General features: G+C 68.4%; 14 protein-coding genes, 1 tRNA gene and 1 pseudogene. 10 read left to right on the top strand and 6 right to left on the bottom strand.

Annotation, left to right across the window (positions count from 1 at the left end):
- Positions 1–149 precede the first annotated feature (149 nt).
- Both ACTWQN_RS11300 and ACTWQN_RS11295 read left to right on the top strand, forming a co-directional pair.
- Positions 150–580, top strand: a pseudogene (locus ACTWQN_RS11300) (DUF5753 domain-containing protein).
- A gap of 24 nt (positions 581–604) precedes the next feature.
- Positions 605–820 carry a DUF397 domain-containing protein gene (locus ACTWQN_RS11295; protein ID WP_443203345.1) on the top strand — a complete coding sequence of 72 codons (216 nt, stop codon included), beginning with the start codon at positions 605–607 and terminating at the stop codon, positions 818–820.
- A 96-nt stretch (positions 821–916) separates the two neighbouring features.
- Here ACTWQN_RS11295 and ACTWQN_RS11290 read toward each other — a convergent pair whose 3' ends face one another.
- The gene (locus tag ACTWQN_RS11290; protein ID WP_443203344.1) at positions 917–1,549 is read right to left on the bottom strand and encodes a LysE family translocator; all 633 of its coding nucleotides are present in this window, start codon (positions 1,547–1,549) and stop codon (positions 917–919) included.
- A gap of 464 nt (positions 1,550–2,013) precedes the next feature.
- Here ACTWQN_RS11290 and pobA point away from each other — a divergent pair, with 464 nt between their 5' ends.
- From pobA to ACTWQN_RS11270, 4 genes are all read left to right on the top strand, one after another.
- On the top strand, positions 2,014–3,186 hold the full coding sequence (pobA, locus tag ACTWQN_RS11285; RefSeq protein WP_443203343.1) for a 4-hydroxybenzoate 3-monooxygenase: 1,173 nt from the start codon (positions 2,014–2,016) through the stop codon (positions 3,184–3,186).
- 65 nt (positions 3,187–3,251) lie between these two features.
- Positions 3,252–3,950, top strand: a complete 699-nt coding sequence (locus tag ACTWQN_RS11280; RefSeq protein WP_443203342.1) for a class I SAM-dependent DNA methyltransferase — start codon at positions 3,252–3,254, stop codon at positions 3,948–3,950.
- 117 nt (positions 3,951–4,067) lie between these two features.
- Positions 4,068–4,892 carry an LLM class F420-dependent oxidoreductase gene (locus ACTWQN_RS11275; protein ID WP_443203341.1) on the top strand — a complete coding sequence of 275 codons (825 nt, stop codon included), beginning with the start codon at positions 4,068–4,070 and terminating at the stop codon, positions 4,890–4,892.
- Positions 4,893–4,963: 71 nt separating this feature from the next.
- Positions 4,964–5,596 carry a LysE family translocator gene (locus ACTWQN_RS11270; RefSeq protein WP_443203340.1) on the top strand — a complete coding sequence of 211 codons (633 nt, stop codon included), beginning with the start codon at positions 4,964–4,966 and terminating at the stop codon, positions 5,594–5,596.
- A 345-nt stretch (positions 5,597–5,941) separates the two neighbouring features.
- Here ACTWQN_RS11270 and ACTWQN_RS11265 read toward each other — a convergent pair whose 3' ends face one another.
- Positions 5,942–6,355, bottom strand: a complete 414-nt coding sequence (locus ACTWQN_RS11265; protein ID WP_443203339.1) for a Dabb family protein — start codon at positions 6,353–6,355, stop codon at positions 5,942–5,944.
- 132 nt (positions 6,356–6,487) lie between these two features.
- Between ACTWQN_RS11265 and ACTWQN_RS11260 the strand changes: the two genes are divergently transcribed.
- Positions 6,488–7,117: a TetR/AcrR family transcriptional regulator gene (locus ACTWQN_RS11260; protein WP_443203338.1), complete on the top strand. Its 630-nt coding sequence runs from the start codon at positions 6,488–6,490 to the stop codon at positions 7,115–7,117.
- Positions 7,118–7,188: 71 nt separating this feature from the next.
- Here the strand turns inward: ACTWQN_RS11260 and ACTWQN_RS11255 are convergent, their stop codons facing one another.
- A complete protein-coding gene (locus ACTWQN_RS11255) occupies positions 7,189–7,839 on the bottom strand; it encodes a TetR/AcrR family transcriptional regulator (protein WP_443203337.1) in 651 nt (216 codons plus the stop codon).
- A gap of 84 nt (positions 7,840–7,923) precedes the next feature.
- Here ACTWQN_RS11255 and ACTWQN_RS11250 point away from each other — a divergent pair, with 84 nt between their 5' ends.
- On the top strand, positions 7,924–8,889 hold the full coding sequence (locus ACTWQN_RS11250; RefSeq protein ID WP_443203336.1) for a zinc-binding dehydrogenase: 966 nt from the start codon (positions 7,924–7,926) through the stop codon (positions 8,887–8,889).
- 361 nt (positions 8,890–9,250) lie between these two features.
- Here ACTWQN_RS11250 and ACTWQN_RS11245 read toward each other — a convergent pair whose 3' ends face one another.
- Positions 9,251–9,586, bottom strand: a complete 336-nt coding sequence (locus ACTWQN_RS11245) for a cupin domain-containing protein (protein ID WP_443203335.1) — start codon at positions 9,584–9,586, stop codon at positions 9,251–9,253.
- A gap of 72 nt (positions 9,587–9,658) precedes the next feature.
- On the opposite strand from ACTWQN_RS11245, the gene ACTWQN_RS11240 reads away from it, so the two are divergent.
- Positions 9,659–10,594 carry a GlxA family transcriptional regulator gene (locus ACTWQN_RS11240; protein ID WP_443203334.1) on the top strand — a complete coding sequence of 312 codons (936 nt, stop codon included), beginning with the start codon at positions 9,659–9,661 and terminating at the stop codon, positions 10,592–10,594.
- Positions 10,595–10,754: 160 nt separating this feature from the next.
- Here ACTWQN_RS11240 and ACTWQN_RS11235 read toward each other — a convergent pair.
- A tRNA-Ile gene (locus ACTWQN_RS11235) sits at positions 10,755–10,829 on the bottom strand.
- A gap of 210 nt (positions 10,830–11,039) precedes the next feature.
- Entirely contained in the window at positions 11,040–11,246 is a 207-nt protein-coding gene (locus ACTWQN_RS11230) for a hypothetical protein (protein ID WP_443203333.1), read from the bottom strand.
- Between the two features lie 727 nt (positions 11,247–11,973).
- On the opposite strand from ACTWQN_RS11230, the gene ACTWQN_RS11225 reads away from it, so the two are divergent.
- Positions 11,974–14,244, top strand: coding sequence for a serine/threonine-protein kinase (locus ACTWQN_RS11225; protein WP_443203332.1), 2,271 nt, complete (start codon positions 11,974–11,976; stop codon positions 14,242–14,244).
- Positions 14,245–14,295: the final 51 nt, after the last annotated feature.

Raw genomic sequence — 14,295 nt, 5'->3', positions numbered from 1 at the left:
ACCGCTCTGGAAGGCGTGCGTCGGCGGTACGGGCTCGTGAGTGAAAACGCTGATCGACGCCCGGCCTGCTCCCAGGTGGTGCAGTTCTGCGCCATCCGGGAAAGCGCCCCGCCGAGGACGCCCTGATTCGCGGAATCAACCCGGATATCGTGGAAGATGAGGTGGAACGCCGGGTAGCCGCCCGCCTCGCTCGCCAACAAATCCTTCGGCGGGCCGAACCACCGCAACTGCACGTGATTCTCGATGAGGGGCTGCTGGAACGACCGGTCGGCGCACCACGGGTGATGCGCAATCAACTTCGTTTCCTCGCCGAGGTGGCGGAAGAACCACACATCACAGTGCAGGTCCTGCGCAGAACGGTCGGTGCGAGCCCGCGTTGGAAGGCCCCTTCTCGATCCTGACTCTGCCAGACCCGATCCCTGACGTGGGGTACTCAGAAGGTCCAGGCCGCGCGGTCTACATCGAGGATCGGGAACTCGTACGCGCCTACACGCTTCGCTTCGGTATCCTCACCGAGCAGTCGCTGTCGCAGACCGAATCGGTGAACAAGCTCGCCGAAGCTGCGGAGAGCTACCGGTGACGTGCGATCGAGGAGGGCACGGGGATGCTCGACGAGCACGCCTTACCCACTGCGGGGTGGCGCAAGAGCAGTTACTCCGGCGGAGGCGGTGTTGGAGGTGGCAATTGTGTCGAGATCGCGACGGTGATCGACGGTCGGATTGCCATCCGCGACAGCAAGAATCCCGATGCAGGCGTCCTGTTTTTCACCCGCGCCCAAGTCGCTTCCTGGATCAAAGGCCTCAAGCGCAACGCTCTATGAACGCTGCTAACTGTTCGATGTCAGCCGTTTGACTCGTGAGCTCGTTCTGCCCAAGGAGCTCACGAGTCGCGTGGGAACCCTGCGTTTTGCACGCGGCTAGCGGAGTTCTTCGGTTGCCAGGCGGAGGGCGAGGCCGCCGAAGAGGAGGGCCGCAGCGCGGTCGAGCCAGCGTTGGATGGACCGGCGGCGCAGCAGCAAGTCCGACAGCCAGCCCGAGGTCAGGCCGACCGAGGCGTCCACGCTGATGCCCACCACGACGAACAGGCCCCCTAGGGTGAGCAGTTGGACCGGCACCGGCCAGGCCGCGTCCCAGCTGATGAACTGCGGGAAGAACGCCAGGTAGAAGAGAATCACCTTGGGATTGGCCAGATTCGTCAGCACCGCCAGGGCGTAGATCCGCCGCAGCGACCTGACCGGCACCGCCTGCGCTTCCGACACCGGCACCACGGATGACCGCAGCGCCTGGAAGGCCATGTAGAGCAGGAAACCGACACCGGCGATCCGGACGATCTCGAAGGCGGCGGGCATCGCGTGGAACATCGCCGTCAGGCCGAGGGCAGCGGCGATGGTGTGCACGGCGAGCCCGGTGGACATCCCCACGGCCGCCACCACGCCGCCACGGGCACCGGAGGACATGCCGTTGGCGAGGATGAACATCATGTCCGGCCCCGGCACGATGCTCATCAGCGCGGCCGCGCCGATGAACGCGAGTACAACAGCGGGATCCATCTCAGCCTCCGATGTTCGCGGCGACCGGGCACAGCAGCTGGTGCAACGGATTTGTTGTCAGTTGGGAACCTCACATCCGTCGTGAGCGGCCCGATGCCGCTCGGGAAGTTGCCAGCAGAGTACGTCCCCGGACAAGTGCACCGGCGCCCTGCCGCGGCGGAACCCGGCAACCAGGGCGGTTCCGCGCGGAGCCGGATCCGGCGGCGATCCCTTCCCGACGCCGCCACCTGCCGCCCGACATGCTTGATCACCTCCACATCCTGAGTACCCGACGTCACACGGCCGGCTCGCGACGACGCTCGGGTTCCGGCGAAATACCAGGTCATCGGGCAGTTCCCGGCGGACCGGGCGCATCGCGAAACCGCGCCAGCCGCCGCGCTGGCTTCCATTCAGCGGAAGCAGCCGAGTTGCGCGCGGCTCGTCGGCATCAACAGTGAGGTGTCCAAGCCTCGAAGGGAGCGGCATTGCGTACTCAGGTTGCGATCGTGGGCGGCGGGCCCGCCGGACTGCTGCTGTCCCACCTGCTCCACCTGCAGGGGATCGACTCCGTCGTGCTGGAGCGGCGCAGCCAGGAGTACGTCCAGCAGCGGGTGCGCGCCGGGGTGCTCGAACAGGGCACCGTGGACCTGCTCCGGGATGTCGGTCTCGGCGACCGGATGCTGGCCGAAGGCGACGTGCACGGCGGCGTCCACCTGCAGTTCGACGACGAGCGCCAGCACATCCCGTTCCAGGAGCTCACCGGCCGGGCCATCACCGTCTACGGCCAGCAGGAAGTGGTCAAGGACCTCAACGATCGCCGCCGCCGGGACGGTGGTCAGGTGCTGTTCGAGGTCTCCGACGTCAGCGTGCACGACGTGACCACCGAGCAGCCGTTCGTCCGCTTCACCCACGATGGCGTCGACCACGAGCTGCGGGCGGATTTCGTGGCCGGTTGCGACGGTTTCCACGGCGTCTGCCGGGAGACCATCCCGCCTTCGGTGCGGACCGTCTACGAGCGCGTCTACCCGTTCGGCTGGCTGGGCATCCTGGCCACCGTAAGCCCGTCGTCGGACGAGCTGATCTACGCCAACCACGCCAACGGCTTCGCCCTGCACAGCATGCGGTCGGCCACGCTGAGCCGCTTCTACCTGCAGTGCGCCCCGGACGAGCCGATCGAGTCGTGGCCGGACGCGCGGATCTGGGACGAACTGCAAACCCGGCTCGGCAGCCCCGGCTGGACGCTGCACGAGGGGCCGATCATCGACAAGGCCGTCACCGCGATGCGCAGCTTCGTGGCCGAACCGATGCGGCACGGCCGCCTGTTCCTGGCCGGCGACTCCGCGCACATCGTGCCGCCCACCGGCGCGAAGGGCCTCAACCTGGCGGTGTTCGATGTGGACAGACTGGCCGCGGCGATCGGGGACTTCTACCGCAGCGGCAGCACCACCGGCATGGACGAGTACTCCGCGACCTGCCTGCGCCGGGTTTGGCGGGTCCAGCACTTCTCCTGGTGGATGACGTCGTTGACGCACCACTTCGGCGGTCCGGACGCGGCCTTCGAGCGCCGCTTGCAGCGCTCCCAGTTCGACTACCTCCGCACCTCGCAGGCCTCCGCGACCACCCTGGCCGAGAACTACGTCGGCCTGCCGACCCGCTGAGCTCCTGTCCTCACGACGCGGAAAATCGGTTTCGACGCGATGGTTGCGGCGCAATAATCAGCCCAATGGAGTTCAATGCCTTCGACGCGCGCGGCTACCGCACCGTGGACGTTCGCACCGGGTACGGCGAATGGGTCGCCAACTACGAGCAGACCGTCGAGGACGCGATGGACATCTCACTGCTGGACCGGCTCAAAGAGCCGTCCTGGGCAGGTGTCACTCGTGCCGCCGACCTCGGCTGCGGCACGGGCCGAACCGGACAGTGGTTGCGGGACAAGGGAATCCCGGCGATCGACGGGGTGGACCTGACGCCGGAGATGCTCGCCGTCGCACGACGCCGGGGCGTCCACGACCGGCTGGTGGAGGCCGACGTGGCGGCCACCGGGCTCCCGGACGGCGCCTACGACCTGGTGATCTCGTCGCTGATCGACCAGCACCTCGACGACCTGCGCCCGCTGTACCGGGAGGCGTGGCGGCTGGCCGCGCCGAAGGCCGCGTTCGTCCTGGTGACGTTCCACCCGCACTTCATCATGACCTCGGGCATGCCCACCCACTACACCAACAGCACCGGCGAATCGGTCGCGATCACCACCAACATCCACCTCATCAGCGACCACGTCACGGCGGCGCTCTCGGCGGGCTGGCGGCTGGCGGAACTGCACGAGGGCCTGATCGACGACGAATGGCTCGCGCTGAAACCCAAGTGGGAGCGCTTCCGCAACCACCCGATCTCCGCCGCCTACGTCTGGCGCAAGGACGGCTGACCCGGTCCTTGGTCCCGCGCTGAACAGCCGCAACCGGGCAGCCTCGTCCGGCTGACTCCAGTACCCGATCGGATTAGGCCGGGAATGGCGGCCGGATGGCCGCTGTTGCCCATGGGCATGACGGTTTCCCTGGGCAAGATCGGTATCTGGCGGACGGTTGCGGGCCTCCACCCCGACCTGGCGGTCGAGGTGGAGAAGCTCGGCTACGGCACGATCTGGATCGGCGGCTCACCGCCGGCGGATCTGACCCTCGCCGAGCGCCTGCTCGACGCGACCAGCGAAATCACGGTCGCCACCGGAATCGTGAACATCTGGAACTCCGATCCGAAAACCACCGCCGCCTCCTACCACCGGATCGCCGCGAAGCACCCGGAACGGTTCATGCTCGGCATCGGTGCCGGTCACCGCGAGATGACCGACGTCTACCGGAAGCCGTACCAGGCGCTGGTCGAATACCTCGACGAACTCGACTCAGCCGGGGTGCCGAAGTCGGGTCGGATGCTCGCCGCGCTCGGCCCGAAGGTGCTGGAACTCGCCGGAAGCCGAGCAGCCGGGGCGCACCCGTACCTGACCGTCCCAGCGCACACCAGGCAGGCTCGGGAAATCCTCGGCGAAGCGCCGCTGCTCGCCCCCGAGCAGAAGTTCGTGCTCGACACCGACCCCGACCGCGCCCGCACCACCGGCCGCGAGACGGTCAAGTACTACCTGAAGCTGAGCAACTACACCAGGAACCTGCGCCGCTACGGCTTCACCGAAGAGGACGTCACGCCGCCCGGCAGTGACCGCCTGGTCGACGTGCTGGCGCTGCACGGCACCGCGGAGCAGATCGCCGCGGGCGTCACCGCGCACCTCGACGCGGGCGCGAACCACGTGTGCGTCCAAAGCCTCGGCGACGACAACCCGCTACCGTCCTACCGCGCGCTCGCCGGAGCGCTCCGCTGATCGAAGCCGCTGCACCGGCGAACGCCGCTGAGCGCCTCGGGATTGTCGGTGGGTCGCCCTAGGATCGCCGCATGGTCGACTTCGCGACGCTGAGCGCATTCCTCGCCGCGGCAACCGCAATCGTGCTGCTGCCCGGCCCTGGTCAGGCATTGGTGCTGGCCAGGGGCGCCAGCGGCGGCCGCCGCGCCGGTGTCATCACCACGCTGGGGCTCAACACCGGCACGCTGGTGCACGCGGTGGCTGCCGCGGCGGGGCTGTCGGCATTGCTGGTGACCTCCGCGTCCGCGTTCACGGCGGTGAAGATCGTGGGCGCGATTTACCTGGTGTGGCTGGGAATCACGACCTGGCGATCCGGTGACCCGGCGGAATCCGCCGCGGTGCAGCGGGTTCCCGCCGGTCGGATGTACCTGAGCGCTTTGGCCACGGGCGTGCTCAACCCGAAGGTCGCTGTGTTCTTCCTGGCTTTCCTCCCGCAATTCGTCCACCCGGAAAACGGCTGGGTGTTCGGGCAGTTCCTGGTGCTGGGCGGGTTGCTGGCCGCGCTGTCGGTGCTGTGGGACTGCGTTCTGAGCGTCACGGCCGGAGCCCTGTCGAGGAGACTGGCCACCAACGCGAAGTTCGTCAGGTGGCGCCAGCGCGTCACGGCGACCGTTCTCGTCGGCCTGGGAATTCGCTTGGCCCTGACCGAGCGGGGTACTCCCTGACCCACGGCTTCACGACGACCAGCGGTCGTGCTCCGAGCCGGGCAAGGGAAAGGCGCAACGCGGCAAGAGGACGCGAATTTCTTTTTCGTCAACCTCAGCCGCCCGATCGCCCGGAAAAAGCCCGTAAGCGGAGAGCGAGGGGAATCGGCGAGCGAGACCCCTTTGTGTGAGCGCTCGGTAACTCGTTCGTACGAGAATCTTTGCGGCATATACCGATCAACGCGGTTCGTACTACAACATTGAATTCCTGTTCACACAAACCAGCGCGGGTGTGAACAGGAAGAGTGGGTGGCGACACCGTGCCTCCACAGGATCGGCCAGCATGGCCCGGGTGACGTGGCGCGCTCATTCCCGCGGTGTGGCTGCGACTCGCACGTCGGGAATCGCGTCGAGGAGTTGGCCCCATTCCGGGTATTTCGCGACCTTCGCGAGGTAGATCGCCGCGATCTTCTCGTTCAACTCTGGATCCTCGTCGTCCGACAGGCGGACCGCTGCGAGCCTCGCGAGGCGCGGCAGGATGACGAAATCGCCATCGAGGTGGACCGGGTCGTGCATGTACCGCTCCAACGCCGCCAAATCCTCGACTCCCACGCAGTACGCGTGGGAGTAGCCCTCGGCCGGGTCGCCGAGATCCTGGCCGACGGTCGAGAACGACGCCGAGTCAACAGTCGCCGTGCGCCGCATCGCGGCCAGGACTTCGGCCTGCTCCGCATCGGTCGTGTCGTCTTTGAAGCTGAAGCGCAAGAGGTTGACGATCATGGAACTCCTTCCCTGATTGAACTCACTGGTTCATCGTAACGCCCTAATTAGTTCGTTGTCGGGGGTTCAGAACAACGAACCAACGAGTCCAACTCGGACTGCGGAGGCGGTATCGTCGGCAAGGTGACGGGAGTGACGGCCTCACGGGGGCGGATCGACAAGCGGCAGGCGATCCTCGGCGCCGCGTTCACCGTGTTCGCCCGCCGCGGCTACGAACAGGCCTGCGTGCAGGAGATCGCCGAGGAGGCGAGCGCCGCCAAGCCGACCGTGTACAACCACTTCGGCGACAAGGAAGACCTGTTCCGCCAGGCGATGACGGCTGCGGCCGAGGCGGTGATGGCGGAGAACCTCACCATCCTCAACCGCCTGCGCAACCCCGGCGATGACCTGCGCGCGGCGCTGGAGGACGTGGCGCACCGGATGCTCCGGGTGTGCTGCGCCGAGCGCTCCCGCGCGTTGCGCTGGCTGACCTATGCCCAGGTCGCCCGCTTCCCCGACCTGATCGAGATCGTCCAAGAGCGCACCTCGACCAGGGTCGGCGAAGCCCTGGCGGACCGGCTGGCGCGCCTCTCGTTGGCCGGGCACTTGCGCCCCTGCGATCCCGTACCGGCCGCCGAACAGTTCCTCGCGCTGCTCACCGGCCCCATGGAGGGGCGCTCGCGGTTGGGCACCCGCAAGGTGTCCGCCGCCGAGATCCGCTCTCTCGCGCGGACCGCGGTCGACACCTTCCTACGGGCGTACCGAACGGCGGACACCCGATGAGCGCGAGGTGAAGGGCACCTTTTACCAACTTACTTGGCGAAAGGTGCCCTTCACTCCTGACCCGATCCGGATCACCGCCGGGTGCTGGTTGCTGCGTCGTTCTGGTTGCTGCGTCGGGCACGGTGCGCTCGGGGGTGTGGAGCAGCCTGCGGGGTGGCTTGGAGTGCCTGGATCGCGAGCGCGGCGAAGCGCCGGGAGGCCGCGACCCGGGCGTCCGGCGAGGTGGCGTGGATGCCGCTGTTGGCCATGATCATCAGGATCAGGTCGTCCAAGACGAAGTCGGGTCGAAGGTGACCGGCGTCCTTGGCGCGGCGGGCCAGTTCGGCGATCGCTTTCAGCGTGTATTCGCGACCCGCGGCGAAATCCATCGCGTTGGGGTAGGTCGACACGAAGGCCGCGGTGAAGCCTCGGTCGCGTGCGTGCAGCTCAAAGGTCTTCTCGATCACGAGGCAGAAGCCGTGCCACGGATCCGGGTCGGCGAGCCCCTCGTCGACGATGGCCTCGCACGCGCACATCTGGTCCGTGAAGGCCTCGGTGACCAGCATCTCCTTGGTCGGGAAGCGGCGGTACAAGGTGGCAGGACCGACCCCGGCGCGGCGGGCGATCTCTCGCATCGGCACGTTCAGACCTTCGGCGGCGAACACCGCGCGGGCCGCGTCGAGGATGCGTTCACGGTTGTCCCGGGCGTCGGAACGCAGGGTGTGAGGCAAACGATCGGTCACCGCTCTCACTTTAGCTAAACGGACGGCAGCGTCCGTTAGTGTCCGCCAACCAGGCCCGATCGATCCCAGAACACGGAGACGACGTTGAAGGCAGTTGCGATCCAGACGTTCGGAAGTCCCGAGGGGCTCGCGGTCATCGACCTCCCGGACCCGACTCCCGCTGACGGGCAGGTGCTGATCGCCACCGAGGCGATCGGCGTCGGTGGCGGCGACGCCATGATCCGAAGCGGTGCCCTCGCCGCCTACGGCTTCAAGGAAGGTCACATCCTCGGTGGCGAGATAGCGGGCACCGTGGCCGCGGTCGGCGATGGCGTCGACACATCGTGGATCGGTCAGCGCGTGTGGGCGTTCACCGGCGGCGGCTACGCCGAGCAAGCGATCGCCCCAGCCGCGACGCTCCTCCCGCTCCCGGCGACCATGTCGGCCGTCGACGCGGTGACGCTCGGGAGCTCCGGAGCGGTGGCCCACTTCGGCCTTCGCCATGCCCACTTCGCTCCCGGCGAGTCAGTGTTGGTGCGCGGCGCGGCGGGCGGTATCGGGATCATGACGGTCCAGCTCGCGGTTCGTGGTGGTGCCGGTGCGGTGGCGGTCACGACCTCGTCGGCCGAGCGTGCCGATCGCCTGCGCAAGCTCGGCGCGACCCACGTGCTGGACCGCGCTGGCGAGGGAGGAGCGGACGCTCCCGCGGGCTATGACGTCATCATCGACATCGTCTCCGGCGCGGACCTGCCTTCGTTCTTCGCCAAGCTCAACCCGAACGGTCGCATGGTGGCCGTCGGTGCGGTCGCAGGCGACCCGCCGGTGGACTTCGCCATGGAGATGTTCGCGGCGTTCCAGAAGTCGATGTCGTTCGCGACCTTCAGCGCGAACACCGTGACCGCACCCGACCGACGCGCCGTGACCGCCGAACTGTTCGCCGCCGCGAGTCGCGGCGAGCTGAACACAGTTGTGCACGAGGTGCTGCCCCTGGAGCAAGCCGTACTGGCTCACCAGAAAATGGGAGCTGGCGAGGTGTTCGGCAGAATCGTGCTCGCGCCCTCGGGGAACTAGATCATGCTGCGGCCAGGCGGGCGGCTCGGGCCACCTGCTTGAGGTGTCGCATCGAGCGTGGGTGAACTCAATGATCTCGACCGTGCTGGTCGTCCATGCGATGCGAACTTCTCGACACCGGAAGAGCCTCGGAACTCGGCGCGTAGCGCTCGTTCGACGTGCGCAACGGCCCCTTCGCCGACCGGCCGACGGTTTGCAACTGACCAGCATGGCCCCACCGTCCCAGCGCCTGCTGTCCCTTCGGCGCGAACGCCACGTCGTCGACCTGCAGGGCAAGCGCATCCTGGTTTTGCCACTCACGACCCCCGGCTGCTGTCCCATCCCCCGGCCGCGGACTCGGTGAACGTTCGTGGACAGTGCACTAGCCAGCTGGGTAGAAGAGGAACAGCGTGCAGCCGGTGGTGGTCGCGGGCACATGCCACGACCCGGCCGGGGCATGCAGGAATGTCCCGGCCGGGTAGTCGCGCGCGCCGTCGTTGAACGTGCCCGCGACCACGTAGACCTCCTCCGGGCCGGGCTCGTGGACGTCGCGGTGCGGCCACGACGTGCCCGGGTCCATCTCCAGCACGTTGGCGTGCGCGCTATTCATTCCTGTCCATAGTGGACGTAGCCGGATCCCGGGGAAGAGCTCGCGGACGGGGGATTCCTTGACGGAGACGGAGGTGTAGCCCTCCTGGGCGAGGATCTCGGGGTGCATGCCTCCCACCATGCCGCCCGCGGGCCACGGTGGGACAGTGTCGACAAAGACACCATGGGGTATTTTCCTGCCATGCATCGCGTGGTGGCCCTGGTGCGGCCGGTTCAGTCGACGTTCGAGCTCGGCTGCGCCGCCGAGGTCTTCGGCACGCTGCGGGCCGGGGTGCCGCAGCACTACGAGTTCGAGGTGTGCACGGAGACGCCCGGCCCGGTGCCCACGTCGGCCGGGTACGCGATGTCCGTGCCACGGGGCCTTTCGGCGCTCGCGTCCGCGGACACCGTGCTCATCCCGGGCTGGACGCCGGTGGAGGCGCCGCTGTCGGCCCGCGTGCGCCGCGCGCTGCTGCGGGCCCACGCCCGTGGGGCGCGGCTCGTCACGATCTGCTCCGGGGTGTTCGCGCTGGCCCGCACGGGGCTGTTGGACGGCCGCTCGGCCACCACGCACTGGGCGCGCGCCGCGCAGCTGCGGCGGGAGTTCCCCCAGGTGCGCGTGGAGCCGGACGCGCTCTACGTGGACCACGGCGATGTCGCCACGAGTGCCGGGGCGGGCGCGGGTATCGACCTGTGCCTGCACCTCGTCCGGCGGGACCACGGGGCCGCGCACGCCGCCCTCGTCGCGCGGCACATGGTGCTGCCGCCGCACCGCGACGGCGGCCAGGCGCAGTACGCGCCACCCCCACCGTCCCCGGACGGGCTGGACGGCCTCCTCGAATGGGCCGGGGCACGCCTCGGAACCCCGCTGTCGGTGGACGACCTGGCCGCGCACCTCGGCGTTTCGCCCCGCACGCTGGCCCGGCGCTTCGCCGACCAGCTCGGCACGAGCCCGGGCGCCTGGCTGCTGTCCCGCCGGGTGGCCGAAGCACGCACCCTGCTGGAGGAGACAGACCTGCCGGTGGAGTCGATCGCGGCCCGCGTCGGTCTCACCTCGGCGGTCAACCTGCGCCGCCGCTTCCGCGCCCGGACGGGCACAACCCCGGGCGCCTACCGGCGGGCGTTCCGAGTCTCGTGACGCACGGAGATCCGTGGGGCGACGGGCTGCCGCTTCGTTGGCAGCTGCCCTGGCAGTGGCGACTTGGTCAGGTGCTCCGGGCTCGCGAGTTCCATAACGAACATGACACCTATCGGTGGTGCTTGTCCAAGAACCCGAGAGTTCGGGCGATGTCACGTTGTGGGGCAGGTGGGACTTGAACCCACGACCTGACGGATTATGAGTCCGCTGCTCTGACCTGCTGAGCTACTGCCCCCGATGGCGTTCTCAACACCGGCGATCGTAGCGAGGTCATGGGGTGTTGGGACCGTCGGGTGCAACGGCCGACCGGCCTACGGACGGGTTCGTCGGAGCGGCCGAATGCCCTGCACAACGACGTTACGCCGACCGGCGCAGCCAGCTCGTCGCCGCAAAAAACCGGGGCCGGCGCACCCGTGCAGTGCGCCGGCCCCGGTTGGGTTTGGACTCAGCCGATGAAACCGAAGACGTCGAAGGCTCCGGTGAGTTGGCCGATGATCGCGATGGTGGCCAGCAGTGCGCCGATACCGGCCACCGTCAGCGCCGACAGCATGATCAAGTAGACGAGCGCCTTGATCGGCTTCGGCAGCTTGGCCACTGATGTGAGGTCCGGTAGCGAAACGTGTGGTTCCTTGCCGATCCCTGTTGCGGACATCCTGACTTCCCCCGTCCTCTGTGAGTCCCCGACGAACTCCACTGCTCAAGAGACGAAGCACAACGAGTTTCCGTTGCGCGCAACGCATCACGACTTCGTTTCGGTCCGCAATCGAGCGGATCAACCAGCGCGGTCGAGTTCCGGCCCGCGGTCACGCGGCTTGTGCCAAATCATCCGTGTCGACACCGACGGCCGCGAGCTGGGCAAAGATCAGATCGCGCGGTGGACCTGAATCGTTATCCGATCCACTGTCGAACCGCCCGGACAGGTGACTGGTTGGTGCAAAAGGGGACGCCTCAAGCCGGTCGATCCGGACATGGCCAACCGGCGGCCCGAGCCATCGTTGGCCCCGGCTCCAGCCGTGCGGCTGCCCCATGTCGGCGTCAACGAGACCCGGACCGGCGTCTACGAGTCCGGCGACGTGCTGCGCCAGCAGCTGGCAGCGGGACCGGTCCACACTCCACCAATGTCCATTGTGGACCTAAATGTATGCCGTTGAACTGCGGAAATCGCCCATTGATGCGGCAGTCGCGCCCGCCATCGCGGGTGCGGGACGAACATTCCCGGAACCGGTCCCGGGAGCCCTGCTGACGAAGTACGATCATCCACGGTCACAACCGCACGCCTACCTCGGCGATGAACAACCTCCGGGTCAGCCGCCATCACGAGCTGCCATCGGAGCCGATGGCGGGCCAGCAACGAACGGACTTCGGGCGCGGATCGATCCGTGGAAGACGAGACTGAGGACGAAACCCCGGCCCGGCCGGATCGGCCGGACATCGCGAGCCTGCTGCCGCGGTACCGGCTGCGCGAACAGCTCTCGCAGACCTTCATGAGCGAGGTGTTCCACGCCGAGGACACCGAGCACGGGCGGGATGTCGCGCTCAAGGTGATCAGACCGGCGCTCATGCGGCAGACCGGTTTCGCCGTGCGGTTCAGGCGCGAATCCGAAATCGCGGTCATGTTGAAGCACCCGAACATCGTCGAGACCTACGCGGTGGGCCGGGTCGGTGACGGTGACGACGCGCTGGGCTACCTGGCGATGCGGTTCGTGCGGGGGGCGAACCTGGGCAAGGTGCTCGCCGTTCGCGGCACGCTCGGTCTGGGCGAGACCGTCTCCATCGCGCGCCAGGTCGCGAACGCGCTGGACACCGCGCACGCCCAGGGCCTGATCCACCGGGACGTCAAGCCGGCCAACATCCTGGTGGAGGACGGCACGAACCAGGTCTACCTGTGCGATTTCGGCATCGCGAAGCACATCGCGATGACCTCGATCACCGTCACCGACGCGGCGATCGGCAGCGTGCGCTACCTATCGCCGGAACAGCACGCCAACGGCCGCGACGTCGACCACCGATCTGACGTCTACTCGCTCGGCTGCGTGCTGTACGACTGCCTGTCCGGCCGGACGCTGACCACGCGCAACCGCCGGATCTTCCCGATCTTGTTCCTGCGTTCGCCGGTCGATCGAGTGCTGCGCAAGGCCATGGCCGACGATCCGAACCGTCGGCACACCACATGCGGGGAACTGGCCGAAGATCTCGCGGCGGCCGCCGCGAAAACGCCCCATCTGCGCCGCCTGTCCGCCGCCGTGGCGATAACCGCGCTGTGCCTGGTCGCCGTGCTGATCGCGGCGCTGGTCGTCAGCGTGGCCGATCCCGCGCCGGACCAGGCGGAGCTGGCTCGGGCGCCCGTCGCGATGCGCGAGGACTGCCGGGTGGTTGACCCGTCGATGGCGGGCGCCGACGCCGCCCTGTCCTGCCGGGACAGCGCGGGCGGCGGCGCGGTGACCGAACTGTTCGCCGGTGGCGCGGCCGCCGACGGCGCCTATTCCCGAGCCATCGGTGACTCCGGCGTGTCCCAGGCGCAGGGTGACTGCGCGACGGCGACCGGCGCCGAGCACCGCTACCCCGCCACCGGCCCGGCACGTGGCCGGGTGCTCTGCTACCTCAGCGGTGACCGGGCCGTGATCGTGTGGACCGACACCCAGGCTCGCACGGTCAGCCAGGCCGAAGCCCCCGCCGCCGAAGACGCCGCCCTGCGCCGGTCCTGGTCGCAGTGGACCGGTGCCGATGAAGCCTTCCCCAGCGCCGACGAGCGTGCGCTGCTCGACGTGGCGGCCGGGGTCGACTGCGTGCGGACGCCGGTCGGCGAGCTGGATGCGTATCCCGGCGCTGTCGCGGGGGTGACCTGCGTCCCGAGGGGGTCTGGAGCGCGGGCGGTCTCCTACTACCGGTTCGCGTCGCTGTCCGATCTGCGAGCGAGTTTCACCGGCCGGGTCAGCAGCACCGAAGCCCCGAGCGGGGTCCCGTGCACCACCGGCGCCGCCCCGGGTTTCCGCGGCACGCAGCGGCACGACTGGCTTGGCGTCGATCTCGGGCAGGTGCTGTGCCAGCCAGGTCCGGACGGCACGCTGGCGATGGACTGGAGCATGGAGCCCCTGTTGCTGGCCGGGCGGGTGGTCGGCAGCGAACCGGCCGCGCTCACGGCCTGGTGGTCGCAGTGGCACATCGCGCCGCTGGGCCGAATCGTCGGCGAGCTCAACGCCCAGTCGGCACCGCCGTTCCCGACCGAACCCGAGCGGGCGCTGCTGGACCACATTCCACCGGTGTCCCGGGTCAACTGCGTCCGCCCGTCGCCGGAACAGGTGTGGCGGGATGTGGGCGCCACCTCGGCGGTCGGCGTGGCCTGCGGCCGGACCAGCGGCGCGGCGCTGGTGGTCTACTACCAGTTCCCCGACGCCGCGACCATGCGATCGGTCTACAACGACACCGGCGACTTCGGCGAGGACTGCGTCACCGTGCCAGCGGACTTCAACGGCGGCCGGGCGTACGCGCGTGGCGACGGCAGCACCGGCAGACTCCGGTGCAGCGATGACAACGGCGAACGAACCCTGGCGTGGACCGATGATCGGTTCGCCATCGCGGTGTTCGCCCACCAGGGCACCGATCCGTTCCCGATGATCGACTGGTGGACCCACGACGCAGGCCCAGTCTGAGCGCCTGCCTCACCGCTACGACCGTTCGGGTGATGAGTGAAGGGCACCTTT

The organism is Saccharopolyspora antiqui (assembly GCF_052246905.1).
In the GTDB taxonomy this organism is placed as follows: Bacteria; Actinomycetota; Actinomycetes; order Mycobacteriales; family Pseudonocardiaceae; genus Saccharopolyspora.
Note: the sequence above shows the minus strand (reverse complement) of the source record. Positions and strands in the feature narration are given on the sequence as shown.

Coding starts and splice junctions, on each gene's coding strand:
- ACTWQN_RS11295 (WP_443203345.1), top strand. CDS start 605: ATGCTCGACGAGCACGCCTTACCCACTGCGGGGTGGCGCAAGAGCAGT.
- ACTWQN_RS11290 (WP_443203344.1), bottom strand. CDS start 1,549: ATGGATCCCGCTGTTGTACTCGCGTTCATCGGCGCGGCCGCGCTGATG.
- ACTWQN_RS11280 (WP_443203342.1), top strand. CDS start 3,252: ATGGAGTTCAATGCCTTCGACGCGCGCGGCTACCGCACCGTGGACGTT.
- ACTWQN_RS11275 (WP_443203341.1), top strand. CDS start 4,068: ATGACGGTTTCCCTGGGCAAGATCGGTATCTGGCGGACGGTTGCGGGC.
- ACTWQN_RS11270 (WP_443203340.1), top strand. CDS start 4,964: ATGGTCGACTTCGCGACGCTGAGCGCATTCCTCGCCGCGGCAACCGCA.
- ACTWQN_RS11265 (WP_443203339.1), bottom strand. CDS start 6,355: ATGATCGTCAACCTCTTGCGCTTCAGCTTCAAAGACGACACGACCGAT.
- ACTWQN_RS11245 (WP_443203335.1), bottom strand. CDS start 9,586: ATGCACCCCGAGATCCTCGCCCAGGAGGGCTACACCTCCGTCTCCGTC.
- ACTWQN_RS11240 (WP_443203334.1), top strand. CDS start 9,659: ATGCATCGCGTGGTGGCCCTGGTGCGGCCGGTTCAGTCGACGTTCGAG.
- ACTWQN_RS11230 (WP_443203333.1), bottom strand. CDS start 11,246: ATGTCCGCAACAGGGATCGGCAAGGAACCACACGTTTCGCTACCGGAC.